Here is a 24311-nt window from a genome sequence, read left to right as displayed (position 1 = left end):
GACGCGGAGGCGGTGGCATGACCATCCCCCTGCTGCTCCTCGGAGCGGCGTTCGTGCTGATCCTCGCGAACGGCTTCTTCGTGGCCGCCGAATTCGGCCTGGTCACCGTCGAGCGGCCGGACGCCGAGGAGGCGGCTGCCCGGGGCGACCGACGGGCCCGTACCGTCGTCGACTCGCTCAAGGAGCTGTCCTTCCAGCTCTCCGGCACCCAGCTCGGCATCACCATCACCTCGCTCGTCGTCGGCATGCTCGCCGAGCCGGCGCTCGCGGCGCTGCTGGAGGGCCCGTTCACCGCGATCGGGATCCCCGAGGGCGCCGCGCCCGGCGTGGCCGTGGTCGTGGGCATGCTGCTCGCGTCGGCGGTCCAGATGGTGATCGGTGAGCTCGTGCCCAAGAACTGGGCCGTCTCCCGGCCCCTGCAGGTCGCGCGCTTCGTCGCGGGACCGCAGCACCTCTTCGCCCGGCTGTTCCGCCCGGTGATCTCCGCGCTGAACGCCGTCGCGAACCGGCTGGTGCGCGCCCTGGGAGTGGAGCCCGCCGAGGAGCTGGCCTCCGCCCGTACCCCCGGCGAACTGGTCTCGCTCGCCCGTCACTCGGCGCGGGCCGGTGCCCTGGAACAGGACACCGCCGACCTGTTCGTCCGCACCCTCTCCCTCGCCGACCTCACCGCGCAGCACGTGATGACCCCGCGGGTGAAGGTCAGCGCCCTGCAGTCGTCGGCGACCGCGGAGGATGTGGTGAACCTCACCCGCGCCACGGGCCTGTCCCGTTTCCCGGTCTACCGGGAGCGCATCGACGAAATAGTCGGCATGGTCCACCTCAAGGACGCCCTCGCGGTGCCCGTCCACGACCGGCTGCGCACCCCCGTGGGCCGCATCGCACAGGCCCCGCTCCTCGTCCCCGAGACCCTCCCCGTACAGCCGCTGCTCGAACAGCTGCGCAGTCAGCAACCGATCGCCGTCGTCGTCGACGAGTACGGCGGCACCGCCGGTGTCGTCACGCTGGAGGACATCGTCGAGGAGCTCGTCGGCGAGGTCCGCGACGAGCACGACGGGCACGATCTGCCCGAACTCGCCACCGCCCCGTCCGAGGACGGCAGGCCTGCCTGGGACGCGGACGGCAGCTGCCGGGTCGACCTGCTCCAGCGCATCGGCCTGGAGGCCCCCGAGGGCCCCTACGAGACGGTCGCGGGGCTGGTCGCCGACCTCCTCGGCCGCATTCCCGCCGCCGGTGACCGGGCCGAGCTGCCCGGCTGGCGGCTGTCGGTGCGCCAGGTCGAGCACTACCGCGCCGAGCGGGTACGCATCGTCAGGACGGCGGACCCGGTCGCCGCCGCCGGCACGGCGGAGGCCGTCCGATGAGTCTGCTGCAACTGCTGTTCGCCGCGCTCCTCGTGTTCGCCAACGGCTTCTTCGTCGGCGCCGAGTTCGCGCTGGTCTCCGTACGCCGCAGCCAGATCGAGCCGTTGGGGACGAGCCGGGCCCGCCAGGTCCTGTACGGCCTGGAGAACCTGCCGCAGATGATGGCGGCCGCCCAGTTCGGCATCACCGTCTGCTCGCTGACGCTGGGCGCGGTCGCCGAGCCGACGGTGGCCCACCTGCTGGAGCCGCTCTTCGAGGCGGTCCACCTCCCGGCCGGGATGGTCCACCCGCTGGGGTACGTCATCGCGCTCGCCCTCGTCGTCTTCCTCCACCTCGTCATCGGCGAGATGGTCCCGAAGAACCTGGCGATGGCGGCGCCCGAGAAGACCGCGCTGTGGCTCAGCCCCGGCCTGGTCGCCTTCGCCCGGCTGTGCAAGCCGGTGACGCTGGCGCTGGGCGCCTGCGCCCGTCTGGTGCTGCGGCTCTTCCGGGTCGAGCCGAAGGACGAGGTCGAGGCCGTCTTCACCAGCGAGCAGCTCAACCGGCTCGTCGAGGACGCGGGACAGGCCGGCCTTCTGGAGCCCGAGGAGCAGGAACGTCTCGAGGACGCGCTGGAGCTGGGCTCCCGCCCGGTGACGGACGTGCTCCTGGACCGGGCGTCGCTGGTCACCGTCGGGCCGTCGGTCACCCCCGGCCAGGTCGTCGCACTCACCGCCCGCACCGGCTACTCCCGGTTCCCGGTGCGCGCCGAGAACGGCGGCCCGTTCATGGGCTACCTCCACGTCAAGGACGTCCTGGACCTGGAGGACAGCGACCGTGCCGTGCCGCAGCAGATATGGCGGCCGATGACCACGCTGCGCTCCGAGCTCCCGCTCGACGACGCCCTCACGGTCATGCGGCGCGCCGCGACCCACCTCGCCCAGGTCGCCGACGCGGGCGGCCGGGTGCTCGGTCTGGTGGCGCTGGAGGATGTGCTGGAGCTCCTGGTGGGCGAGGTGCGCGATCCTGCGCACCGCACCTCCCAGGCGCCCTCCGCCCGGGTGGCCGAGCCGCGGACTGGTTCCCCCGAGGGGGCACTGACCGCCTGAGGCCGGGTGTCCCGCACTGCCGGGGGCACGAGCGTTCTTCCGCTGTGGCGGTATGAGGTGCCCCCGGTCTCCGGGGGCACCGTCCGTTTCCCCGCCCCGGTGCATGGCCGCCATCACGGCGGCCGCGGTGCCACCGGGGCACGGGAGGACCCGCCGTGGCCGCCGCCGTGGCGGGGGCCACGGACGGCCGGAGCCTGGTCACCTGTGAGGCGACTCGCCGGGACCGCGCCCCGACAGGACCTCGCCGTAGGCCTGCATCAGATCCGCCAGGCGGAGGGTGGCGAGGTCGTCACGGGTCGGGATGCCGGGGTACCCCGAGAGCCGCAGGTCCCGGTAGGCGCAGCTCTTCTCGTACAGCGTCCGCAGGAAGCGGCCGTTGCCGAGCTCGTCGATCCAGCCCTGGTCGACGACATGACCGCTGATGGAGCGGAGCTCCTCGACGGCCTCGGCGTCCCATACGTCGCCGTTCTCGGCCGCCAGGACCTCGCCGATCGCGGTGAGTTCGAGGGGCCGGTAGGACGGGAAGTCGACACGGGTGGTGAAGCGGGAGGAGAGCCCGGGGTTGGCGGCGAGCAGGCGGTCCATGCCCTCCGGGTAGCCCGCGAGGATCACCACCAGGTGGTCGCGGTTGTCCTCGGCCCGCTTCAGGAGCACCTGAAGCGCCTCGTCCCCGTAGGCGTCCCCCTTGCCGTAGCCCGAGTTCGACAGCGCGTACGCCTCGTCGACGAAGAGCACGCCGCCGATCGCGGAGTCGATGAGCTCATTGGCCTTGACGGCGGTCTGGCCGAGGTATTCGCCGACCAGGTCGGCCCGCTGGGCCTCCACCAGATGGTCACCGCCGAGCAGCCCGAGCGCGTAGAACACCCGCCCGAGGATGCGGGCCACCGTGGTCTTTCCGGTGCCGGAGGGCCCGGAGAAGACGAAGTGCCGCTTGGGTGGCTGGACGGGCAGGCCCTGACCGGCGCGCAGGCGCGCCATGTTCAGCTGCGCCGACAGCGCCTTCACCTGGCGTTTCACGGGTTCCAGGCCCACCATGCGCTCCAGCTCGGCGAGCGCCTCCTCCAGCAGGGCCGGGTCCGCCGGCCCTGCGGGCAGCTGCTGGGGCCCGGACTGCACCGGCAGCACCGCCTTCTCGCGCACCGCGTCCGTCTCGTCCGGCACCGGCGGCTGCAGCTGCGGGTCGCCGACCTTCAGATCGCGGCCCTCCCCGACCATCGGGTCCGCACCGTCCGCCCCCTCGGCGGTGTCCTGCCCGACGCCGGTGAGCGTGATCGCGGCGGCGAGGTCGGCCACCTCGTCGTACCCGTCGCCCTCGCCGATCGCGGCGAGCCGGGCCGAGGTGTCCATGAAGGCGGGGTCGACGCGGTGCACCGCCCGGTACAGCGGCAGCGCGGCGGCACTGCGCCCGGTCCCCTCGTGGGCGCGGGCCAGCCAGTAGCGCAGCTCCTTGCGCTGCGGCTGCTCGCTGCGGCACCGCATCAGCGCACCGGACAGCAGCGGCTCCGCCTGCCCGAACATCTCCAGACGCACCCGCGCCATCCCGCCGAACAGGCCCGCCTCTATGCCGAGCATGGGGTCCTCGATCAGCGGGTCGGTGTGCCGGACGAGCTGCTCCCAGTCCTTCACCAGATAGGCGCGGCACGCATGCAGGAACCGCACCTGGGGGTCGGCGTCGACGGGCGGCAGACCGGCGAGTGCCCGGTCCAGCTCGGGCACATGACGCCCGTCGAGCCAGTGCGAGGCGTGGGCGAGCAGCAGGTCACGGGGGTACTCCAGCACCGGCTGGACCCACCAGCCCAGCCAGTACCAGGAGTTGAGGGTGCGGCGATGCCGCTGGCGCTGCTCGCCGAAGCGCTCGCGGTGCCGGTGCATCTTGAGCAGCGCTGTCGTCGCGTCGATGCGCAGCGCGTGCAGCCCGAGCCACCCGTCGGCCATGCCCGGATCCATCCGTACGGCGGCCCGGAACTCCTCCTCCGCCTGCGGGTACGCGCCCATCGTGTAGGCGTCGACGCCCCGCAGCCAGGCGAGGTCCGCCGGGGCCGGTGCGCCCTGCCTGCCGAAGTCCATCAGGTCCCCCACAAACCGTGCCCCCGTGGTGGGCCGCCGGACAGGTGCCCGCCGGCATCCTTCGTCGAACCGCTGTGCCGTGGACGGGAGTTGTGCCGGTGCGCAGCGCAGCCGTCCGATGTCGCACCGCAACGCATCGTACCTGCGGGGGTGCGGTCGGCCGAAGGGCGCGGCAGGGGAGGATCCGCGAGGTGGGAGCACACGGGGCGCACGCTGCGTGGTGACCGACGGTGAGCGAATCGCTGCACGGAAGGAGCCGGAAAAGGTCCGGAGGGCAGAACGAAGCCCCCGATCACGGGGGAACAACCGGGGGCTTCGCGTCTGCGGGCGGTCGAATGACCGCACATTGAGAACGTAAGACCTGTACGGCCCCTGGGTCAAGCCGAGTTGAGTCAGTCCTGCGAGTGGGTTTTCACAGATTCACCACATGGCCGTGCATCCATCACGGTCCGTGATGGAGTTGTTCATTCCTTGTGTCACACCAGGCCCCGATTGCACCTGGTATCCCTCCTGACACTGCCGCACCAAAAAGTGGGCAAAGGGGCGCGAGGGGTCCTGTGCGAAGTGCCGACGCTCGGCGTCTACCCAGCCGTGCCAGAACTCACTCAGCTCCGGCCCGTCCCGCAGCCGCCCGCGGTCCCAGGACTCCTCGCGGGGCAGCTCCATCCACAGCAGCTGCGCCAGACACGGCCGCAGCTCCCTGCGGCCGGCGCCGACGCCTTCGACGACGATCACCGGCGCGGCCGGCAGCGTGCGTGCGGGCCCGAAGGCCCGGGCGTGCCAGTCGTAGGGGAGGTAGTGCCCCGCCTCGCCGCGGCCGAGCGGTTCGACGACCTCCCGGCGCAGCCGGCCGGTCCAGCCGAAGAGCTCCTCGTGGGTGGCGATGTCGTCGAGGTGCAGCACCGGAGCCCCGCCGAGTGCGTCGGCGAGCCTCCCGGCGAAGGTGGACTTCCCGGAGCCCGCGTGTCCGTCGACGCCGACGAGCCGGACGGGGCCGCATGAGGGCGGCAGTCGTCGCAGCGTGTCGGCGAGCCGGGGGAGCGGAGTGGGCGCGATCATCGCGACCAGCCTACGCAGCCGGCCGGTCCGGCATGCACACCGGTGGGCCCCGGGTCCGCGCCGCCCCCGCGCGCCTCCGCAGGTCATGCCAGTGGTCTGCGCCAATATTGGTGGCCGCGACCGGGTCCGAAACGCTGGCAGAACTCGGCATGCAGCGGCCATAGTTGGCCCACTGTCGTGTACCTGACCCGTCGCGTCCGCACTCGAGTCGACTGGGGGTTCCCCGTCCATGACCAGAGCAGCCGATACGTCCCGCAGAGCCGTGCTGGCCGCCGCCGCGGGCGTCGCACTCGCCGCAGCGACCCCGGCCTTCGCCGCCGAGCGGACCGAGGAGACCGCGATGCGCCGCGCCGGGGGAACCAAGGGGCGAACCGTCGACAACCGGGCCTGGACCTCGTACGCCGACTGGCGCTCCGGCTCCGCCGAGGGCACCCGTGCCGTCCCCGGCGTCCGTCCCGGCCTGGAGATCTCCGTACCGGCGGGCCGGACCGACTACACCGATCCGCACACCCATACGACCGCCACCTGGGAGTACGCCCGGTGGACCTCGCCCGAGCACCGGCTCGCGGTGCCGTCCACCGAGGCGATCGCCTCCTGGAACGCGCACACCCCGGACGGCACCTGGCTCCAGATCGAGCTGACGGGAACGTACAGCGACGGCACCGCGACGCCCTGGTACGTGATGGGCCGCTGGGCCGCCGGCGACCAGGACATCAAGCGCACCTCCGTCGACGGCCAGACCGACGGCAGGAGCACGATCTGGACGGACACCTTCTCCATCGACGACGCCGCGTCGGGCCTGCGCCTCGTGGCGTACCGGCTGCGCCTGACGCTGTACCGCAGGCCGGGGAGTACGGCCACGCCGCGCGTGTGGAGGCTCGGTGCGATGGGCTCGGACGTCCCGGACCGCTTCACGGTGCCGGAGTCGACGCCCGGTGTCGCCCGGGAACTGTCGGTGCCCCGCTACTCGCAGGAGATCCACGCCGGTCAGTACCCGGAGTACGACAGCGGCGGTGAGGCCTGGTGCAGCCCCACCTCCTCGGAGATGATCATCGAGTACTGGGGCCGGGGGCCCACCCCCGAGGACCTGGCCTGGGTGAACCCGGACTACGCGGATCCGCAGGTGTGCCACGCGGCCCGCTTCACGTACGACAACCAGTACGGCGGCTGCGGCAACTGGCCCTTCAACGCCGCCTACGCGGCCACCTACCGGGACCTCCAGGGCGTCGTCACGCGCCTCGGCTCGCTCACCGACGCCGAGGAGCTGGTCGGCGCAGGGATTCCGGTCATCACCTCCCAGTCCTTCCTCAAGACCGAGCTGACCGGCGCCGGGTACGGGACCTCGGGGCATCTGATGACGGTGATCGGGTTCACCGCGGACGGTGACGTGATCGCGAACGATCCGGCATCGCCCGACGACCCCGCGGTGCGGCGCGTCTACCGGCGACGCGAGTTCGAGAACATCTGGCTCAGGACGAAGCGCTACAACGCCGCCGGCAAGGTGGTCTCCGGGACGGGCGGGGTCTGCTACCTGTACTTCCCGTACCGGCCCACGGGCCGGCAGCGACTGGCGCTGGCGGCGGTTGGGGTGCGCTAGGAGATGTCATGGCGGTCGGGCCGGCCCGACCGCGAGGCATCGTCCTTCAGTCCTCCACCGGGTCGACCTCCCAGTCCGGGTGGCCGGGCATCGGCGGGGTCCTGTCGCCGTGGAGCCAGGGGGTGAGGAAGCCCGTGAGGTCCTTCCCCGCGACCTTCGAGGCCAGCGCGATGTAGTCCCTGGTGCCGGCGGCCTTCCCGCGGTACTGCGTCACCCAGGCGCGCTCGATGCTCCCGAAGGCCGTGGCGCCGACGTACTCGCGCAGGGCGTAGAGGACGAGCGCCGAGCCGTCGTAGCGCATCTTCCTGAAGAGTCCGGACGCGGTGGGCTCGGCGGGGGCGCCGTCGTCGTGGCGCCACTGGTCGTGGTGCTCGTACGCCGTCCGCATGGCGTCCTCGAGCGCCGGGCCGCCGTGCTCCTCGGAGTACAGCCGGTCGTAGAAGCGGGCGTGGCCCTCGCTGAGCCACAGGTCCGACCAGGTCCTGATCGCGACGCTGTCGCCGGTCCACTGGTGGGTGAGCTCGTGGACGAGATTGCGCTCGGCGTCCTCCCGGGAGCCGAGCAGGTCCGCCTTCGGGACCAGTGAGAGGGACTGGGTCTCCAGGGCGACCCCGAGGTCCGTGTCGCCCACGAGCAGGCCGTAGCGGTGGAAGGGATACGGCCCGAGCCGGTCCTCCAGCCACCGGATGTGGTCGGGCGTGAGCGCGCGGTACCGCGCGGTCGGGGTCACCAGGTCCTCCGGCACCGCGTCCCTGATCGGCAGACCGTGCGGCCCGGTGCCGTCGACGAACCGGAGTTTCCCGATCGCGAGCTGCACCAGCTGGGCGGCCACGGGCTGCTCGGAGTTGTACGTCCACCGCACCCGGCCGTCGGCCTGCTGCGCACGGTCGACCAGCCTGCCGTTGGCGACGGCGCTCAGGCCCGGTGGCGTGGTGATGCGGAAGGTGACGGGTGCGCGCAGGCTCGGGTGGTCCTGGACCGGGAAGATCATCTTGGCGCCGTCCGGCTGCGGGTAGAGGACCGTGCCGTCGGGGGTGGGGATCCAGCCGTAGTCCGCAATGGCGTCGCCGCGGTGGCGCATCAGGGTCGGGTCGGCGGTGTAGTCGACCTTCACCGTGAAGGCGCGGCCCTCGTCGACGGCCGTCCGGGGCGTCACGACGAGTTCGTCGCCGTCGCGCGTGGCGGTCGCCGCCCGCCCGTCGACGGTGACGCCGTGCAGGGTGTTGCCCGCGAAGTCGAGGTCGAAGCGGGACAGTGCCTGCGTGGCCCGTGCCGAGATGGTGGCCGTCGCCCCGAACGGCGTCCGCGGGGCCCGCCAGTCGAAGTCGAGGGTGTAGCGGGTCACCGTGTATCCGCCGTTCCCGTCCAGCGGGAACAGCGGATCGCCGAGCCCGGCCGCGCCCGGCGACGGCTTCGCGGCACGGGCTCCGGCCGCGCCCGGCGACGGTGCGGCGGACGTGGTGGGGGGAGCGCTGCAGGCGAGGGGGCCGGCCACGGCCACCGTCGCGGTGGCCACGGCCAGAAGGGTGAGCCGCGTGGTGCGGTGGGGTGTCCGGGGGGAGCTCATCGGGAACCTTTCGGTCGGCGCACGGCCCGACGGGATCGTTCCACGTGACCGACATCTCGTACCGAAAAGTCCCATTCGGGTGGCAAAGTGGACGGGTCCCCCCACCCGATCACGTCTGCGAGATGCCATGACAGCGAGCTCCCTCACCGCCGTACGCACCCGGACCGGTGGCCCCGACGAGGACGGCCCGTCGATGCTGGAGCACCTGCTCGGCTGGACCTTCGTCGTGGTCCTCGCGATGCTCGTCACGCAGGCCGGCCTGCTGTAACCCGGCGCCGCCCCGTCCCCACGCGCATACGTGCCCGTGGCGAGCTGCCATACTGCGCATGTCCCGCTGGCAGTTGACGACTTGGGCGGAAATTGAACATTGGTCAACAACGAGGTGCGGAGCGCCCCCGCGCCCGTGGCACCGAACGCTCCCTGGCGCGCCGCGCCGAACTCATCGCCGTCGGCCGGAAGTTGTTCGCCGACACGTCGTACGACGCCCTGTCGATGGATGACATCGCCAGACAGGCAGGCGTGGCGAAGGGCCTGATCTACTACTACTTCCGGTCGAAGCGAGGGTACTACCTCGCGATCATCGAGGACTCCGTCGCCGAACTCGTCGCCCGTGCCCGCAGTGACACCGACCTGCCGGGCGTCGAGCGGCTGCACCGGACGATCGACAGCTATCTGCGCTACGCCGAGCAGCACCAGGAGGCCTACCGCGCGATCATCTCGGGCGGTGTGGGTTTCGACGCCGAGGTGTACGCCGTACGGGACGGGGTGCGTGAGGCGATGATCGGGGCGATCGCCGAAGGGGCGTACGGGCGCCGGCTGATCCCCCGGGTGGCCCGCCTCGCGCTGCTCGGCTGGCTGTGCAGCGTCGAAGGGATCACGCTCGACTGGGTGGCCGGCCGACAGCCGCCGCGGGACGTGGTGCGTCATCTGCTGGTGGGCACGCTCCGCTCCACGCTCGTCGTCATCGAGAGCTTCGAGCCGTCCTGCCCGGCGCCGCCGAGGTCGTGACGAGGGGGCGCGGCGGCCCGCCCCGCCCGTATCGCCCGCCGCGCGTGCGAAGGCTTCGGCATGCACGCATCCGGGCGCCTCACGGCGCCCGGGAGGGGTGGATCTTGGCCGGGCAAAGGTTCGGACCAATCGATTACGATGTGAGTAAGCGTTCGTTAACCAGTGACGGGCTGCCTCCGATCGGGCATACTCACAGCGCCACAGCCGCTGGTCAGAGGCTCTTTCGCAACCCGGAAGGGCACCATCGGCGAGGCAGTGCCAAGACCCGGCGGCGCCGCCACCCCTGCGCGCGCCCGCCGCAGCGCCCGAAAGGGAGGAGAGCGTCGCCATGCCCGACATCGCCCCGCAGCCGGTGGACCGTCAGCTGCCCACGGACGAGGCCCGGGATCTGTTCTCGCTCGTACGTGACATCACGCAGCGCGAGATCGCACCGAAGGCGGCCGAGGAGGAGGACGCCGGGCAGTTCCCCCGTGAGCTCTTCACGCTGCTCTCCGAATCTGGCCTGCTCGGCCTCCCGTACGACTCCGAGTACGGCGGCGGCGACCAGCCGTACGAGGTGTACCTCCAGGTCCTGGAGGAGCTGGCGCAGGCCCGGCTCACCGTCGGCCTCGGCGTCAGCGTCCACTCGCTGGCCTGCCACGCGCTCGCCACCTTCGGCACCAAGGAGCAGCGGACCGAGCATCTGCCCGCGATGCTCGGTGGAGGCCTGCTCGGCGCCTACTGCCTCTCGGAGCCCGCCTCCGGCTCGGACGCCGCGTCGCTGCGCACCAAGGCGGAGCGGGACGGCGACGACTGGGTGATCACCGGCACGAAGGCGTGGATCACGCACGGCGGCGTCGCCGACTTCTACACCGTGCTGGCCCGCACGGGCGGCGACGGTGCGCGCGGCATCACGGCGTTCCTGGTGCCCGGCGACGCGGAGGGTCTGAGCGCGGCCGCGCCGGAGAAGAAGATGGGCATGAAGGGCTCGCCCACCGCGCAGCTGCACTTCGACGGCGTACGCGTACCCGATGCGCGCCGGATCGGCGAGGAGGGGCAGGGGTTCACCGTCGCTCTGGCGGCGCTCGACTCCGGACGGCTCGGCATCGCGGCCTGTGCGATCGGCGTGGCCCAGGCGGCGCTGGACGAGGCGGTCGCGTACGCATGCACGCGTACGCAGTTCGGGCGGCAGATCGCGGACTTCCAGGGGCTGCGCTTCATGCTCGCCGACATGGCGACCCAGATCGAGGCCGGGCGGGCGCTGTACCTGGCGGCGGCGCGGCTGCGCGACGCGGGGAAACCGTTCTCCAAGCAGGCCGCCATGGCCAAGCTGCTCTGCACGGACGCGGCGATGAAGGTCACGACGGACGCCGTGCAGGTGCTGGGCGGCTACGGCTACACCGTGGACTTCCCCGCCGAGCGGTACATGCGCGAGGCCAAGGTGCTCCAGATCGTCGAGGGCACCAATCAGATCCAGCGCATGGTCATCGCCCGTCACCTCGCGGGCCCCGAGTCCCGGAGCTGAACTGCCCGACCCGCACCAGGGGCGCCACGAGCCGGACCCACTCCGGGTCGTGGCGCCCGGGCAGCGTCCTGCCCCGGTCGGCCCACTGGTCGAGCAGCGCCTTGTAGATGGGCGGGTCCTGGGGCACGGGTGGCTGGGGCGGATGGGGAACCGATTCTGCCGGGCCGGGTGCCAGGAGGCGCCGCCGGTGGCCGGTCTCCGGGTAAAGGGAGGTCATGCCCGGCCAACGTTTTGGGCAAGGTGCAGGACACCGGCCCGGGAATTCGGGCGTGAGTTCGCGGATTGCCCGCCCGGAGGCACACCGCATCTGGTCACGACAGTTCATCTGACGTACCGTCATCTCCTTGCCGGGGGCCGCACCCCTCCGGGGAACGTCATCGCTGCCGTGTCCAGGGAGGCCTGCCGTGGCCGACGACCGCCCCGTACCGCTCGACGAATACCCCGTCCACCAGGTGCCGCTGTCGATGAGCCAGGTGGCGACCGGTGACCGCAACGCCTACGACCGCTGCATCTTCCACGTCTTCGACCACCACGGCCGGGCCCTGCTGATCCTCGGCCTCGGGGTGTACCCCAACATGGGCGTGATCGACGCCTATGCGACCCTGCGGCTCGGGGACACGCTGCACGCCGTGCGTGCGTCGGACGCCCTCGGAGAGGACCGGACGGACCTCTCGGTCGGCCCCTTGCGGATCCTCGTCGACGAGCCCTTGCGGACGCTGCGTCTGCAGTGCACCGGCGAGGGCGCGGCGGCACTCGCGTACGACCTCACCTGGACCGCCGACTTCCCCGCCCTCTGGGAGCCCCACCACCTCCAGCGGCGCGGGGGCCGGCTCACCCTCGAAGGGCGGCGCTTCGTGCAGGCCGGCAGCGTCGAGGGCGTGATCCGGGCCGGGGGCGAGGAGATCGCCGTCGGCGCGGGGGAGTGGACGGGGACCCGCGACCGCAGCTGGGGCGTGCGGCCGCTGCCCGGCGAGGAGGGCGGCCGGCTCGCCGAGGAGCATCCGGCCGAGGGGTTCCACTGGATCTGGTGCCCGGTGCGCTTCGACGACCGCTTCCTCGTGGTGATCGTCCAGGAGGACGCCGACGGCTACCGCACCCTGAACGACGCCACGCTCGTCCGCCACGGTGCACGCGACGTCCAACTCGGCTGGCCCCAGGCCGACATCACCTACCGCTCCGGCACCCGCCACCCCGAACGCGCCACCGTGCACCTCACCGACCCGCACAGCCGCAAACCGCTGGAGCTGGAGGTCGAGGTGCTGGCGTCCTCACCGCTCGCGGTCGGGGCCGGATACCCGCCCGCCGACGACTGGCAGCACGGCACCTGGCACGGACCCGGCTGGACCGACCGGCGCACCTACGACCTGTCCGACCCGGCGGAGCACCCCCTCGCCGCCTACGGCGTCACCGATCACGCGGCCCGCTTCACGCTGGACGGCCGGGTCGGGCACGGGATCTTCGAGCACGGCAGCTTCGGCCGCCACGACCCCAGCGGTTTCACGGGTTTCGACTCGGTCGCGCCCTGAGCAGAGGAGGCCCCGGATGGCCACGGCACCCCGCCCGCGCACCACCACCCGCGATCCGGAGGAGCTCGCCCGCCGCCTCACCTCGTGGCTCTCCGCGCGCCTGCCCGGCGCGAAGGCGGTGAACCTGTCGGTGCCCGAGTCCAACGGCATGTCGAGCGAGACCCTGCTCTTCGACATCGAGCACCCCCAACCCCCGGCCCGTTCCTGCGCATTGCGCCTGGCCGCCGACCCTGCCGCGTACACGGTCTTCCCGGTCTACGACATGCCCCGGCAGTACCGCACGATGCGTCTGGTCGCCGAGCGCACCGACGTACCGGTGCCGCGCGTGCTGTGGCTGGAAGAGGACCCGGGGCCGCTCGGCGCGCCGTTCTTCGTCATGGAGCGTGCCGCCGGACGCGTACCGCCCGACGTCATGCCCTATACGTACGAAGGGAATTGGCTGTACGCCGCGAGCGACGCCGAGCGCGAGAGCCTGGAGGCGGCGACGATCGGACTGCTGGCCGGGCTGCACGGCCAAGTGCCCCCCGACGAGGCCGAGTTCCTGGCCGCACCCGGCATGGGCAGCCCACTGCGCCGCCATGTGGCGGACCAACGTGCCTACTACGCCTGGGTGGTGGACGGCCGCCCGCGCTCACCCCTCATCGAGAGCGCCTTCGACCGTCTCGAGGAGACCTGGCCCGACGAGACGAGCGCACCGGTGCTGAACTGGGGCGACGCCCGCATCGGCAACATCGTCTACGACGGCTTCCGGCCCGTCGCCGTCCTGGACTGGGAGATGGCGTCGTTCGCGCCCCGCGAGGTCGACCTGGGCTGGACCGTGTACCTGCACCGGTTCTTCCAGGACCTGACGGTGGGCTTCGGACAGCCCGGTCTGCCGGAGTTCCTGCGCCGCGACCGGGTCGAGGCACGCTATGCGGCCCTCACCGGGCACACCCCCCGCGACATGGACTTCTACACGCTGTACGCGGCGCTGCGGCACGCGATCGTGATGCTGCGCATCGCCCACCGCCAGGTGCACTTCGGGGAGACGGCGCTCCCGCCGGACCCGGACACGCTGATCCTGCACCATGCGAGTCTGGCCGCGATGGTGCAGGGCAGCTACTGGGATTCCTGAGCGGTCCGCCGACGGCCGGTCAGGCGGCCGGCCGGCTCATGTCCGGCACCCGCAGGGGCCGCGAGCCGGGACCGCCGACGTGCGAGAACGGCTGCGTGCGCCAGTCCAGGCCCTGAGGAAGCGTCAACAGCAGGGCGGTGTCCTGCTGTTGGACCTCCAGTGTCTCGTCGGCGGGGCGGGCGTCGGCCGCCGCGCGGCCCGAACCGGCACACACCTGGAGGCCGAACGGGTTCCACGGAGTGGGGCACATCGCGTGCTCGGGCAGCACGTCCTCGTCGGCGAGCAGCCCGATCGGCTGCGCGCAGTCCGGGCAGATCACCCGGTACATGTCGAAGGTGTCGTACGGGTCCAACTCCTCGTCGGCCGGTTCGACGCCCTCCGGCTCGGGCTCGACGACCGGTTGCTGCCGTGTGCGGGCAGGACGACCGGGACGCTTCAGACTCTGCATGGGACTCTCCCCCTCGGGTGGGCCGATGAAGGCCCTCGGGTGGGCCGACCAGGCGCTGCGGCCTCGACCACAGCAAGCATTTCCCGTCCGGTCGGCGAGGTAATCGCGCCATTCCGAAGGACACCGCCGGAGTGCTGTGGCATTCGTCACATGACAGTCGCAGATGCCCGGCTCGCGGGCAGCGCGCCCTCCCCGGGCCCCGGCGCCGCCCGCGCGGAGCCGCCTTGCGCGAGTGGCGGAACGGCCCGGCGCGGCCCGCTCCCACGGAGCAGGATCGGCTATACCGAGTGATCGTATGCACGGTAGGTTCAGCGCCATGGAGGAGCTGGATCGACAGATCGTGGAGCTGCTCGTCAAGGACGGGCGGATGAGCTACACGGACCTGGGCAAGGCCACGGGCCTGTCCACCTCGGCAGTGCACCAGCGGGTGCGCAGGCTGGAACAGCGCGGGGTGATCCGCGGGTACGCCGCGGTGGTCGACCCCGAGGCCGTCGGGCTGCCGCTCACGGCCTTCATCTCGGTGAAGCCGTTCGACCCCAGCGCCCCCGACGACATCGCCGACCGCCTGGCCGGCGTGCCCGAGATCGAGGCCTGCCACAGCGTCGCCGGCGAAGAGAACTACATCCTCAAGGTCCGGGTGGCCACACCGCACGAGCTGGAACTCCTGCTGGCGCGGCTGCGTGCCCTCGCCGGCGTGTCGACACGGACGACCGTGGTGCTGTCGACACCGTACGAGGCCCGTCCGCCGCGCATCTGACCGCACGCCGGACGTCACCGCGGTGACCTGCGTACGGACCACCGCGGGCGGGGCGGGACACTGTTGTCCATGACAGAGCGCACGGTCCTCCTCCGCGGGGGCGACATCCACAGCCCCGCCGATCCCTTCGCCACCGCGATGGTCGTGGAGCGCGGCCATATCGCCTGGGTCGGATCGGAGGGCGCGGCCGACGCCTTCGCCGGCGGAGCCGACGAGGTCGTCGACCTGGACGGTGCCCTGGTCACCCCCGCGTTCACCGACGCACACGTCCACACGACGTCGACGGGATTGGCCCTCACCGGACTGGACCTGACCGGCGCGAGCTCCCCGGACGAGGCGCTGGAACTGGTCCGCTCGCACGCCCGTGAGCGCGCTTCCGACCGTGTCCTGCTGGGCCACGGCTGGGACGCATCGCGCTGGCCGGGCGGCCGCCCCCCGACCCGCGCCGAGCTCGACGCGGCCACCGGCGGGCGCCCGCTGTACCTGTCCCGGATCGACGTCCACTCGGCGGTCGTGACCACGGCGCTGCTCGACCTCGTGCCCGGCATCACGGACCGCGCCGGGTACCGGCCGGACGGTCCGCTGACCGGCGACGCCCACCACGCCGTCCGCGGGGCCGCCCTCGGAGCGATCACCCCGCAGCAGCGCACCGAGGCCCAGCGCGCCGCCCTGCGGCACGCCGCCTCCCTCGGCATCGGATCCGTGCACGAGTGCGGCGGCCCCGAGATCTCCAGCGAGGACGACTTCACGGGCCTGCTGAAGCTCGCAGCCGATGAGCCGGGGCCCCGGGTGGTCGGCTACTGGGCCGAACAGCTGGCGAGCGCGGCCGACGCCGACCGCATCCGCGAACTCGGGGCGATCGGAGCCGCCGGGGACCTCTTCGCGGACGGCGCCCTCGGCTCGCACACCGCCTGTCTGCACGAGCCGTACGCCGACGCCGGCCACCGCGGCACCGCCTACCTCGACGCCGCCGCGATCGCCACCCATGTCACGGCCTGCACCGAGGCGGGGCTGCAGGCCGGCTTCCACGCCATCGGCGACGCGGCCGTGACGGCCGTCGTCGAAGGGGTCCGGGCCGCCGCCGACAAGCTGGGGACGGCCCGTATCCGCGCCGCCCGGCACCGGGTCGAGCACGCCGAGATGCTCAGCCCCGAGACGATCGCCGCGTTCGCCGAGCTCGGCCTGACCGCCTCCGTACAGCCGGCGTTCGACGCCCTGTGGGGCGGTGAGGACGGTATGTACGCCCAGCGGCTCGGCGTCGAAAGGGCCCGCACCCTCAACCCGTTCGCGGCCCTGCTGCGCACCGGAGTGCCGCTCGCCTTCGGTTCCGACAGCCCCGTCACGCCGCTCGACCCGTGGGGCACCGTCCGCGCCGCAGCCTTCCACCGCACGCCCGAGCACCGGGTGTCGGTGCGCGCCGCGTTCACCGCGCACACGCGGGGCGGCTGGCGGGCCATCGGCCGCGACGACGCGGGCGTCCTCGTGCCCGGCGCGCCCGCCGACTACGCCGTGTGGCGCACCGGCGACCTCGTGGTCCAGGCCCCGGACGACCGGGTCGCGCGCTGGTCGACCGACCCGCGCTCCGGCACGCCCGGGCTGCCCGATCTCACCCCGGACACCGCGCTTCCGGTCTGCCTGCGCACCGTGGTCGGCGGCCGGACCGTCTTCGTGCGCCCGGACGAGTGATGTGCCGGGGCGGCGTACCGCCGAACGCGGTCCGCGGCCCCGTCGCGCGACCTGCGTGTCCTGGGCCCTGACCAGGAGACTTTCCGAATCGTCGCAGTTCAAGGGGCTGTTGACAGAACGCAGCCGTCGGCCGGTAGGTTCGGCCGGGTCCACCACTGGACGTCCGACCGGGGAACCTCCACGCAGTCGTCGAAAGCGGCTGGGTCATGGGGTGGTGCACCGCACCGGGGCACCACCGCTGGGAGCCAGGCCCAGCGCCCGCACCACGGGGGCGAGGGAACGTTCCGGCCGATTCGGGGGTCCCTCCTGCTCCTCGGGAGCCTGGGGGTAGGTGTGACCCGGGTCGGGCCCGGACGCTCAGTAGACAACGGCTCTCGGTCGATCCGCAGCCAGCGGGTACCAGGTCGGCCCGAAGGGCGCCGGGCCCCGATCCGCAGAACGTCGGCCGTTCCCGTCGTGCCGCGGCAACACCGCAGGCCGTGGCCACTATGGTGGTGCTCTGCGTACGACATGAAGGGGCAGCAGTGAACGACGGCGACGGGACCCCCGCGGCTTCCACGGCCTCGGCGGGAGAGACCCGGACGAGGCAGTTCGGCCCGCTCGGCACGACCTTGGTGATCATCCCGACCTACAACGAGGCGGAGAACATCAAGCAGATCGTCGGCCGGGTGCGCACCTCAGTCCCGGAGGCGCACGTCCTCGTCGCGGACGACAACAGCCCCGACGGCACCGGCAAGCTCGCCGACGAGCTGTCCGTCGGCGACGACCATGTGCACGTCCTGCACCGCAAGGGCAAGGAAGGCCTCGGCGCGGCCTACCTGGCGGGCTTCCGCTGGGGCATGGAGAACGGCTACGGCGTGCTCGTCGAGATGGACGCCGACGGCTCCCACCAGCCCGAGGAGCTGCCGCGGCTGCTGACCGCGCTCAAGACCGCCGACCTGGTGCTCGGCTCCCGCTGGGTGCCCGGCGGGCGCATCGTGAACTGGCCCAAGTACCGCGAGTTCCTCTCGCGCGGCGGCAGCACCTACTCGCGGCTGATGCTCGACGTACCCGTGCGCGACGTCACCGGCGGCTACCGCGCCTTCCGGCGCGAGACCCTCGAGGGGCTCGGCCTCGACGAGGTCGCCTCGCAGGGGTACTGCTTCCAGGTCGACCTGGCGCGCCGCGCGGTCAGGGCGGGCTACCACGTCGTCGAGGTGCCGATCACCTTCGTCGAGCGCGAGCGCGGCGACTCCAAGATGAACCGCGACATCGTGGTCGAGGCCCTGTGGAGGGTCACGGCCTGGGGCGTGGGGGAGCGGGCGGGCCGGCTGCTCGGGCACAAGCGCACCTGACCGCACGCCGCACGGGCTCCCCGCCCGGCCGGGACGAGCACCTGCTTACGCGGCACTGAGACGGAGCCAGGCACACTGGGAGCATGACGACTGGCGCATCCTCCGTCCGCCCCCAGCCCCGCCCCCGATCCCGTGTCCGTACGTTCCTGCCGCTCGGCATCGCCGCGTGGCTGGTGCTGGAGATCTGGCTGCTGACCCTGGTGGCACATGCGGCCGGCGGGCCGACCGTCTTCCTGCTGCTGGTCGCCGGGGGTGTCGGCGGCGCCGCCGTGATCAAGCGGGCCGGGCGCCGGGCCTTCCGGAACCTGACGGAGACCCTCCAGGCGCAGCAGCGGGGCACGGCCCCCGAGAGCGGTGGACAGGGCGAGGGCAACGGCCTGCTGATGCTGGCCGGACTGCTCCTGATGATTCCGGGGCTGATCTCGGACCTGTTCGGTCTGCTGCTGCTCCTGCCGCCGGTGCGCGCGGTGGCGGGGCGGTTCACCGGGCGCGCCGTCGAGCGCGGGATGCGGGGCGCCTCGCCGGGCACGCTGGGCAACGCCTTCCAGCAGGCACGCATCCACCGTCCCGACGGGAAGGTCGTCCAGGGTGAGGTCATCCGCGACGACGCACCGCCGGCATGGCGCGAGGCCGATTCTCGGCCGCCGCTGAACCCGTAGCGGAGCGTCGCACCGGGGCCCGGCCGGCCGGGGGCCCCGGGAATCACGTTCCCCGGGCCCTGGGAATGCGGCACGGCACCGCGTCGCGTGCCGCAGCAGCCATGCTCCGGCCGGGGGACGACCGGATGCACCGCAGCCGCTCTGCTGCAGTCGGCGGACAACCGGCCGGCACGGAACGCCGACGGCACGGCGGAGACGTGAAAAACCGCGGGCGCCGCACACACGAAGTGTGCGGCGCCCGCGGTATTGACGTATGCCGCCCGGCCCCGGAAAGGGGGCTATGCGGACTTGCGGCTGTCCCGCGGATGTACGGCGATGTTCATGGCGCCGGAACGCAGGACGGCAAGACGCTCCTCGAGGACCTCTTCGAGCTCCTCACGGGTGCGCCGCTCCATGAGCATGTCCCAATGCGTTCGGGCGGGCTTCGCCTTCTTCTCCTCGGGACCGTCGCCATCTACCAGGAGTGCCTGGGCCCCGCAGACCTTGCACTCCCACTCCGGCGGGATCTCCGCCTCGACCGAGAAGGGCATCTCGAAGCGGTGCCCCTTCTCGCATGCGTACTCCACGGCCTGGCGCGGGGCCAGGTCGATGCCGCGGTCCGTCTCGTAGCTGGTCACCACGAGGCGCGTGCCGCGAAGAGCTCGCTCACTCATGAATCGTGCCTCCCGGGCTTGTCGCCCACAGGACAGGTGTCGCTGTCGTCGTCATCCGGTCAACGTCCGGTCGGCGGTAAAGATTCCCGTTCCGGGTCATGCGTCGCCGTCGTAGCCGCCCCTTGTTCTACCCACCGACGCCCGGTTTGTCACATCTGGCAGGAGATGTCACCCAACGCTGATCGTACTTTGGCGCGCAGTAACGGTACGCCTGGCAGGCCAAAGGCGTACACTACCGGCCTTTGGCCCCAGTTGTTAAATCCGGTCCGGAACGGGGTTGCCCGCGTCGCGCACCGCGCGCCGCACCGGAACCCTCGCGAGCAGGGCGAATCCGATCACGAAGAAGGCCACCAGCGAGATGATCGCGTCGCGGTAGCTCCCGGTCAGCTGGTAGGTCAGGCCGAAGAGCAGCGGCCCCAGCCAGGACATCCCCCGGTCGCTCATCTCGTACGCCGAGAAGTACTCCGCCTCCTTGCCCGGCGGCACCAGATGCGAGAAGAGCGAGCGCGACAGGGCCTGGGAGCCGCCGAGCACCAGCCCGATCCCGCCGGCCAGCACGAAGAACCCGACCGGCGCACCGGCAGGCAGGAAGTACCCCGCCCCGAGGGTCAGCGTCCAGGCGACGAGCGAGCCGAGGATCGTGCGCTGCGCGCCGTAGATCCGGGCCAGGCGGCCCATGCCGAGGGCTCCGACCACTGCCAGGACCTGCACCAGCAGCACCGCCACGATGAGCGTCGACTGGCTGAGCCCCAGCTCCTGGGAACCGTAGACGGACGCCTGCGAGATCACGGTCTGGATGCCGTCGTTGTAGATGAGGTAGGCCAGCAGGAAGGAGAGCGTGAGCGGGTGGCGGCGCATGTCCCGCACGGTCGCCGCGAGCTGCCGCCAGCCCGCGGCCGTCGGTGCGTCCCCGCTCGCCGCGGGCCGGCCCCGGTCCCTCAGCCGTCGCAGCGGCACCAGGGTGAACGCGCCCCACCACAGGCCCGCCGACGCGAGACAGATCCGCACCGCCGTGCCCTGCGAGACCCCGAAGGTGTCGTGGGCGGTGAACAGCAGCAGATTCGCCAGCAGCATGCTGGATCCGGCCCCGTATCCGAAGGCCCAGCCCTTGGACGACACCGCGTCCCGTTCCTCGGGCGGTGCGATCTGCGGCAGATAGGAGTTGTAGAGGACCATCGAGACGGCGAGCGAGGCGTTCGCGACGATCAGCAGCAGGCCGCCCAGCAGATAGCGGTCGCCGTTCAGGAAGAACATGCCCGTGGTCGCGGCCGCACCCACGTAGGCGGCGGCGCCGAGCAGCGGCTTCTTGCGGCCCGTGCGGTCGGCGGCGGCGCCCGCGAGCGGCATCACCAGGATCGACAGGATCACCGACGCGGACACGGAGTACGCGAAGAACGAGCCCGCGCGGACGGGCACGCCCAGCGGATGGACGTAGCCCTCCGGGTCGGCGGCCGACTCGGCGACCGCCGTGAGGTAGGGGCCCAGGAACACCGTCAGGACGCTCGTCGAGTAGACGGAGCACGCCCAGTCGTAGAAGTACCAGCCGCGTTGTTCGCGCCGCCGCTCGGCCGTCTCGTCGCCGGCCTCTGTCCGTGCCCGCACGGTGTCGGTCCCCACCCGTGCCCTCGCTTCCCCGTTGAACGCCCCCGCGCGCGTGGCGGCCCTCAGACCCAGGTGCCCCGGTCCTTCAGCACCGCCCGCAGCGTGTCGATGTGGTCGGTCATGATGCCATCAACACCGAGGTCGAGGAGCCGGTGCATCCGCTTTTCCTCGTTCACCGTCCACACATGGACCTGAAGCCCCCGCGCGTGGGCGGCACGCACGAAGCGGCGGTCGACCACCCGGATGCCCGACTGGACCTCGGGAACCTGTGCGCAGACCGCGGAGGAGCGCAGCGGGAACGGTACGCCGTACGACCGCAGGCGCAGGCCCACGACGCCCCGGGTGCCGTACGAGGTCGCGAGCCGGGGCCCGGCGATGCGCTGCGCGCGGGCCACCCGGTCCTCGGAGAACGAGCCGACGCAGATCCGGTCCCAGGTGTCCGTGCGGCGCATCAGGTCGAGAAGCGGGAGCAGCGCGGGTTCGGCCTTGACGTCGATGTTCCAGCGGACGTCGGGGAACGCTTCGAGGAGCTCCTCGAAGAGTGGCACCCCTTCGGTGCCCGCCACGCGCGCCTGCTCCACCTCGGACCACGGGAGGTCGGCGATCCGGCCGGACGCGTCGGTGACCCGGTCGAGCGTCTCGTCGTGGAACGCGACGAGCCGGCCGTCGGCCGTCAGGTGCACGTCCGTCTCCATGTAGCGGTAGCCCGCGTCGACCGCCCGCCGGAAGGCGGCCACCGTGTTCTCCAGGCCGTCGGCGGCGCCGCCGCGGTGGGCGAAGGCCAGCGGGCCCGGGTGGTCGAGATAGGGGTGGCGTCGTTGCGTGGTCACGGCCGCAGTATCGCCCGAACGGGTGACCCACCGGCAACCACGGTGCTGCGCGACGGTGCAGGCCGGACGGCGAAGAGGCGCAGGAAGAGCTGGGCGAGCGGGCCGATGGCGAGCGCGTACAGGACGGTGCCGACGCCGAGGGTGCCGCCGAGTGCGAAGCCCGTCCCCACGACGGCCAGCTCGATCGCTGTGCGCACCAGACGGATCGAGCGGCCCGTGCGCCGGTGCAGTCCGGTCATCAGACCGTCGCGTGGGCCGGGGCCGAAGCGTGCGGCGATGTAGAGGCCGGTCGCCGCGCCGTTCAGCACGATCGCCGCGGCCATCAGGGGAATCCGCACGGCGAATGCGTGCAGGCCCGGGACGACGGCGAGGGTGCCGTCCATCGCGACACCGACCACGAACACGTTGCACACCGTCCCGAGCCCGGGACGCTGGCGCAGCGGGATCCACAGCAGCAGCACCGCGGCGCCGACGACGATCGACACGACCCCTATGGTCAGCCCCGTCAGCCTCGCCAGACCCTGGTGCAGTACGCCCCAGGGCTCCAGGCCGAGCCCCGCCTCCACCAGGAGCGCGGAACTCACGCCGTACAGGGCCAGCCCGAGGTAGAGCTGGAGGAGCCGGCGTGCGAGCCTGCGGGTGGCCGGCGGCGCCGCCCGTGTCACGGGGATCTCACCTGCATCGGACATGGACGTCGTGGACAAGATGGTCCCCCCATATGGTGGTAGTGGCCCTGGCCATGTCACTCTGTGGCTTGGAAACTAGAGCCATCCATGGCCAATTCGGGGAAGGTGGACTGGACGCAATGGCCCAGTGGACTTCGGCGGTCGGCTCGGCTCAGCTGGCGCGGCTCCTCAACTCGCAGCAGGCCCGCCCGGCGGGCCCGGGTACCCGGCGCCCGCCCGCCTACCGTGCGCTCGCCGACGGCATCCGGCTGCTCGTGCTCGAAGGCCGGGTCCCCGTCGCCGCCCGGCTGCCCGCCGAGCGGGAGCTCGCCCTTGCGCTCGCGGTCAGCCGTACGACCGTGGCCGCCGCGTACGAGGAGCTGCGGTCCGAAGGGTTCCTGGAGTCCCGTCGGGGCGCGGGCAGTTGGACCTCCGTGCCCGCCGGGAACCCGCTGCCCGCGCGAGGCCTCGAACCGCTGCCGCCCGAGGCCCTCGGCTCCATGATCGACCTCGGCTGCGCGGCGCTGCCCGCACCCGAACCCTGGCTCACCCGGGCCGTCCAGGGCGCTCTGGAGGAGATCGCGCCCTATGCGCACACGCACGGCGACTACCCGGCGGGGCTCCCTGCCCTGCGGGAGATGCTCGCCGAGCGCTACACCGCGCGCGGCATCCCGACCATGCCGGAACAGATCATGGTCACCACCGGGGCGATGGGGGCGATCGACGCCATCTGTCATCTCTTCGCCGGACGCGGCGAACGGATCGCCGTGGAGTCGCCGAGCTATGCCAACATCCTCCAGCTGATGCGCGAGGCGGGGGCCCGGCTGGTGCCCGTCGCCATGGCCGAGGGGCTGAGCGGCTGGGACCTGGACCGCTGGCGCCAGGTGCTGCGCGAGGCGGCACCGCGCCTCGCCTACGTGGTCGCCGACTTCCACAACCCCACGGGCGCCCTCGCCGACGAGGACCAGCGGCGCCGGCTGGTCGAGGCCGCGCGTTCCGCGGGCACCGTGCTCGTCGCGGACGAGACCATGAGCGAGCTGCACCTCGACCCCGGCCTGGAGATGCCGCGGCCCGTCTGCGGATTCGACCCCGCCGGGTCGACGGTGATCACGGTCGGCTCGGCCAGCAAGGCGTTCTGGGCGGGCATGCGGATCGGATGGGTGCGGGCCGCTCCCGATGTGATCCGCAGCCTGGTCGCCGCACGCGCCTACGCCGACCTGGGCACCCCGGTGCTGGAGCAGCTGGCGGTCAACTGGCTGCTCTCGGGCGGGGGCTGGGAGAAGGCCGTCGACATGCGGCGCGAGCAGGCGCGGCAGAACCGTGACGAGCTGGTCGCCGCGGTGCGGCGGGAGCTGCCCGGCTGGGAGTTCGAGGTCCCCGCGGGCGGGCTGACCCTCTGGGTCCGCACCGGCGGACTGTCCGGTTCGCGGCTCGCCGAGGTCGGCGAGCGCGTCGGTGTCCGGGTCCCATCCGGTCCCCGCTTCGGCGTCGACGGCGCCTTCGAGGGCTATGTGCGGCTGCCGTTCACGGTCGGCGGAGCCGTGGCCGAGGAGGCGGCGACCCGCCTCGCGGCGGCCGCCCGTCTCGTCGAGGGCGGCGCGAACGGGTCGGGGGAGCCGCCCCGGACGTTCGTGGCGTAGCCACCGGGGGCCCCGTCGGGCGACGGCGCCGGGTCCCGCCGTACGGCGAGACCCGCCCGCCGTACGGCGAGCGGGCCTGTCACGGGGCCGGGGAGCCGGTGGCGGTTCGGGTGGGACATCCTCCCGCCCCTCGCGGGGGATCCCGG

Annotated in this window: 21 protein-coding genes; 13 read left to right on the top strand and 8 right to left on the bottom strand. The window is 72.4% G+C overall.

Going from position 1 to position 24311, the window contains the following annotated elements; all coding sequences use genetic code 11:
- The first annotated feature begins 17 nt into the window (after nucleotides 1–17).
- Entirely contained in the window at nucleotides 18–1361 is a 1344-nt protein-coding gene (locus ACWCP6_RS10620; RefSeq protein WP_450932010.1) for a hemolysin family protein, read from the top strand.
- A complete protein-coding gene (locus tag ACWCP6_RS10615; protein WP_450932009.1) occupies nucleotides 1358–2449 on the top strand; it encodes a hemolysin family protein in 1092 nt (363 codons plus the stop codon). The genes ACWCP6_RS10620 and ACWCP6_RS10615 overlap by 4 nt, the downstream gene beginning before the upstream one ends.
- 198 nt (nucleotides 2450–2647) lie before the next feature.
- Here ACWCP6_RS10615 and ACWCP6_RS10610 read toward each other — a convergent pair whose 3' ends face one another.
- Both ACWCP6_RS10610 and ACWCP6_RS10605 read right to left on the bottom strand, forming a co-directional pair.
- Complete coding sequence (locus ACWCP6_RS10610; RefSeq protein WP_450932008.1) at nucleotides 2648–4516, bottom strand: AAA family ATPase; 1869 nt, start codon at nucleotides 4514–4516, stop codon at nucleotides 2648–2650.
- 420 nt (nucleotides 4517–4936) lie between these two features.
- Nucleotides 4937–5575, bottom strand: coding sequence for a uridine kinase family protein (locus ACWCP6_RS10605; protein WP_450932007.1), 639 nt, complete (start codon nucleotides 5573–5575; stop codon nucleotides 4937–4939).
- A 229-nt stretch (nucleotides 5576–5804) separates the two neighbouring features.
- Here ACWCP6_RS10605 and ACWCP6_RS10600 point away from each other — a divergent pair, with 229 nt between their 5' ends.
- Nucleotides 5805–7172 (top strand): peptidase C39 family protein, encoded by a 1368-nt coding sequence (locus ACWCP6_RS10600; RefSeq protein WP_450932006.1) that lies wholly within the window; start codon nucleotides 5805–5807, stop codon nucleotides 7170–7172.
- 46 nt (nucleotides 7173–7218) lie between these two features.
- Here ACWCP6_RS10600 and ACWCP6_RS10595 read toward each other — a convergent pair whose 3' ends face one another.
- Nucleotides 7219–8739, bottom strand: coding sequence for a M1 family metallopeptidase (locus tag ACWCP6_RS10595; RefSeq protein WP_450932005.1), 1521 nt, complete (start codon nucleotides 8737–8739; stop codon nucleotides 7219–7221).
- Nucleotides 8740–8866: 127 nt separating this feature from the next.
- Between ACWCP6_RS10595 and ACWCP6_RS10590 the strand changes: the two genes are divergently transcribed.
- From ACWCP6_RS10590 to ACWCP6_RS10570, 5 genes are all read left to right on the top strand, one after another.
- Entirely contained in the window at nucleotides 8867–9007 is a 141-nt protein-coding gene (locus tag ACWCP6_RS10590) for an SCO1431 family membrane protein (RefSeq protein ID WP_450932004.1), read from the top strand.
- Nucleotides 9008–9099: 92 nt separating this feature from the next.
- The gene (locus tag ACWCP6_RS10585) at nucleotides 9100–9747 is read left to right on the top strand and encodes a TetR/AcrR family transcriptional regulator (RefSeq protein WP_450932003.1); all 648 of its coding nucleotides are present in this window, start codon (nucleotides 9100–9102) and stop codon (nucleotides 9745–9747) included.
- A gap of 328 nt (nucleotides 9748–10075) precedes the next feature.
- Nucleotides 10076–11251, top strand: coding sequence for an acyl-CoA dehydrogenase family protein (locus tag ACWCP6_RS10580; protein WP_450932002.1), 1176 nt, complete (start codon nucleotides 10076–10078; stop codon nucleotides 11249–11251).
- A 404-nt stretch (nucleotides 11252–11655) separates the two neighbouring features.
- Nucleotides 11656–12777 carry a hypothetical protein gene (locus tag ACWCP6_RS10575; protein ID WP_450932001.1) on the top strand — a complete coding sequence of 374 codons (1122 nt, stop codon included), beginning with the start codon at nucleotides 11656–11658 and terminating at the stop codon, nucleotides 12775–12777.
- A gap of 16 nt (nucleotides 12778–12793) precedes the next feature.
- A complete protein-coding gene (locus tag ACWCP6_RS10570; protein WP_450932000.1) occupies nucleotides 12794–13891 on the top strand; it encodes a phosphotransferase family protein in 1098 nt (365 codons plus the stop codon).
- Nucleotides 13892–13910: 19 nt separating this feature from the next.
- Here ACWCP6_RS10570 and ACWCP6_RS10565 read toward each other — a convergent pair whose 3' ends face one another.
- A complete protein-coding gene (locus tag ACWCP6_RS10565) occupies nucleotides 13911–14339 on the bottom strand; it encodes a hypothetical protein (protein ID WP_450931999.1) in 429 nt (142 codons plus the stop codon).
- A 316-nt stretch (nucleotides 14340–14655) separates the two neighbouring features.
- Here ACWCP6_RS10565 and ACWCP6_RS10560 point away from each other — a divergent pair, with 316 nt between their 5' ends.
- From ACWCP6_RS10560 to fxsA, 4 genes are all read left to right on the top strand, one after another.
- Nucleotides 14656–15096, top strand: coding sequence for an Lrp/AsnC family transcriptional regulator (locus ACWCP6_RS10560; protein WP_450931998.1), 441 nt, complete (start codon nucleotides 14656–14658; stop codon nucleotides 15094–15096).
- Between the two features lie 69 nt (nucleotides 15097–15165).
- Entirely contained in the window at nucleotides 15166–16782 is a 1617-nt protein-coding gene (locus ACWCP6_RS10555) for an amidohydrolase (protein ID WP_450931997.1), read from the top strand.
- Nucleotides 16783–17306: 524 nt separating this feature from the next.
- A complete protein-coding gene (locus ACWCP6_RS10550) occupies nucleotides 17307–18116 on the top strand; it encodes a polyprenol monophosphomannose synthase (protein ID WP_450931996.1) in 810 nt (269 codons plus the stop codon).
- An 83-nt stretch (nucleotides 18117–18199) separates the two neighbouring features.
- Nucleotides 18200–18775 carry an FxsA family membrane protein gene (fxsA, locus tag ACWCP6_RS10545; RefSeq protein WP_450931995.1) on the top strand — a complete coding sequence of 192 codons (576 nt, stop codon included), beginning with the start codon at nucleotides 18200–18202 and terminating at the stop codon, nucleotides 18773–18775.
- Between the two features lie 278 nt (nucleotides 18776–19053).
- Here the strand turns inward: fxsA and ACWCP6_RS10540 are convergent, their stop codons facing one another.
- The 4 genes from ACWCP6_RS10540 to yczE form a co-directional block, all read right to left on the bottom strand.
- Nucleotides 19054–19428, bottom strand: a complete 375-nt coding sequence (locus tag ACWCP6_RS10540; protein ID WP_003977404.1) for an RNA polymerase-binding protein RbpA — start codon at nucleotides 19426–19428, stop codon at nucleotides 19054–19056.
- A 255-nt stretch (nucleotides 19429–19683) separates the two neighbouring features.
- A complete protein-coding gene (locus ACWCP6_RS10535; RefSeq protein ID WP_450931994.1) occupies nucleotides 19684–21045 on the bottom strand; it encodes an MFS transporter in 1362 nt (453 codons plus the stop codon).
- Between the two features lie 47 nt (nucleotides 21046–21092).
- Nucleotides 21093–21860: a glycerophosphodiester phosphodiesterase gene (locus ACWCP6_RS10530; protein ID WP_450931993.1), complete on the bottom strand. Its 768-nt coding sequence runs from the start codon at nucleotides 21858–21860 to the stop codon at nucleotides 21093–21095.
- Nucleotides 21857–22549: a membrane protein YczE gene (gene yczE, locus ACWCP6_RS10525; RefSeq protein ID WP_450931992.1), complete on the bottom strand. Its 693-nt coding sequence runs from the start codon at nucleotides 22547–22549 to the stop codon at nucleotides 21857–21859. Before yczE ends, ACWCP6_RS10530 begins: the two co-directional genes overlap by 4 nt.
- A 116-nt stretch (nucleotides 22550–22665) precedes the next feature.
- On the opposite strand from yczE, the gene ACWCP6_RS10520 reads away from it, so the two are divergent.
- Nucleotides 22666–24165: an SCO1417 family MocR-like transcription factor gene (locus ACWCP6_RS10520; RefSeq protein ID WP_450931991.1), complete on the top strand. Its 1500-nt coding sequence runs from the start codon at nucleotides 22666–22668 to the stop codon at nucleotides 24163–24165.
- The last annotated feature ends 146 nt before the right edge of the window (nucleotides 24166–24311 follow it).

This window comes from Streptomyces sp. NPDC002004 (assembly GCF_053593975.1).
The sequence above is the reverse complement of the archived record's forward strand: the minus strand, read 5'-3'. Positions and strand labels throughout refer to the sequence as shown.

Bases quoted from the DNA above. Each gene is read 5' to 3' on its own strand.
- ACWCP6_RS10620 (WP_450932010.1), top strand. From the start codon at position 18: ATGACCATCCCCCTGCTGCTCCTCGGAGCGGCGTTCGTGCTGATCCTC.
- ACWCP6_RS10615 (WP_450932009.1), top strand. From the start codon at position 1,358: ATGAGTCTGCTGCAACTGCTGTTCGCCGCGCTCCTCGTGTTCGCCAAC.
- ACWCP6_RS10610 (WP_450932008.1), bottom strand. From the start codon at position 4,516: ATGGACTTCGGCAGGCAGGGCGCACCGGCCCCGGCGGACCTCGCCTGG.
- ACWCP6_RS10605 (WP_450932007.1), bottom strand. From the start codon at position 5,575: ATGATCGCGCCCACTCCGCTCCCCCGGCTCGCCGACACGCTGCGACGA.
- ACWCP6_RS10600 (WP_450932006.1), top strand. From the start codon at position 5,805: ATGACCAGAGCAGCCGATACGTCCCGCAGAGCCGTGCTGGCCGCCGCC.
- ACWCP6_RS10595 (WP_450932005.1), bottom strand. From the start codon at position 8,739: ATGAGCTCCCCCCGGACACCCCACCGCACCACGCGGCTCACCCTTCTG.
- ACWCP6_RS10590 (WP_450932004.1), top strand. From the start codon at position 8,867: ATGACAGCGAGCTCCCTCACCGCCGTACGCACCCGGACCGGTGGCCCC.
- ACWCP6_RS10580 (WP_450932002.1), top strand. From the start codon at position 10,076: ATGCCCGACATCGCCCCGCAGCCGGTGGACCGTCAGCTGCCCACGGAC.
- ACWCP6_RS10570 (WP_450932000.1), top strand. From the start codon at position 12,794: ATGGCCACGGCACCCCGCCCGCGCACCACCACCCGCGATCCGGAGGAG.
- ACWCP6_RS10565 (WP_450931999.1), bottom strand. From the start codon at position 14,339: ATGCAGAGTCTGAAGCGTCCCGGTCGTCCTGCCCGCACACGGCAGCAA.
- ACWCP6_RS10560 (WP_450931998.1), top strand. From the start codon at position 14,656: ATGGAGGAGCTGGATCGACAGATCGTGGAGCTGCTCGTCAAGGACGGG.
- ACWCP6_RS10555 (WP_450931997.1), top strand. From the start codon at position 15,166: ATGACAGAGCGCACGGTCCTCCTCCGCGGGGGCGACATCCACAGCCCC.
- fxsA (WP_450931995.1), top strand. From the start codon at position 18,200: ATGACGACTGGCGCATCCTCCGTCCGCCCCCAGCCCCGCCCCCGATCC.
- ACWCP6_RS10540 (WP_003977404.1), bottom strand. From the start codon at position 19,428: ATGAGTGAGCGAGCTCTTCGCGGCACGCGCCTCGTGGTGACCAGCTAC.
- yczE (WP_450931992.1), bottom strand. From the start codon at position 22,549: ATGTCCGATGCAGGTGAGATCCCCGTGACACGGGCGGCGCCGCCGGCC.
- ACWCP6_RS10520 (WP_450931991.1), top strand. From the start codon at position 22,666: ATGGCCCAGTGGACTTCGGCGGTCGGCTCGGCTCAGCTGGCGCGGCTC.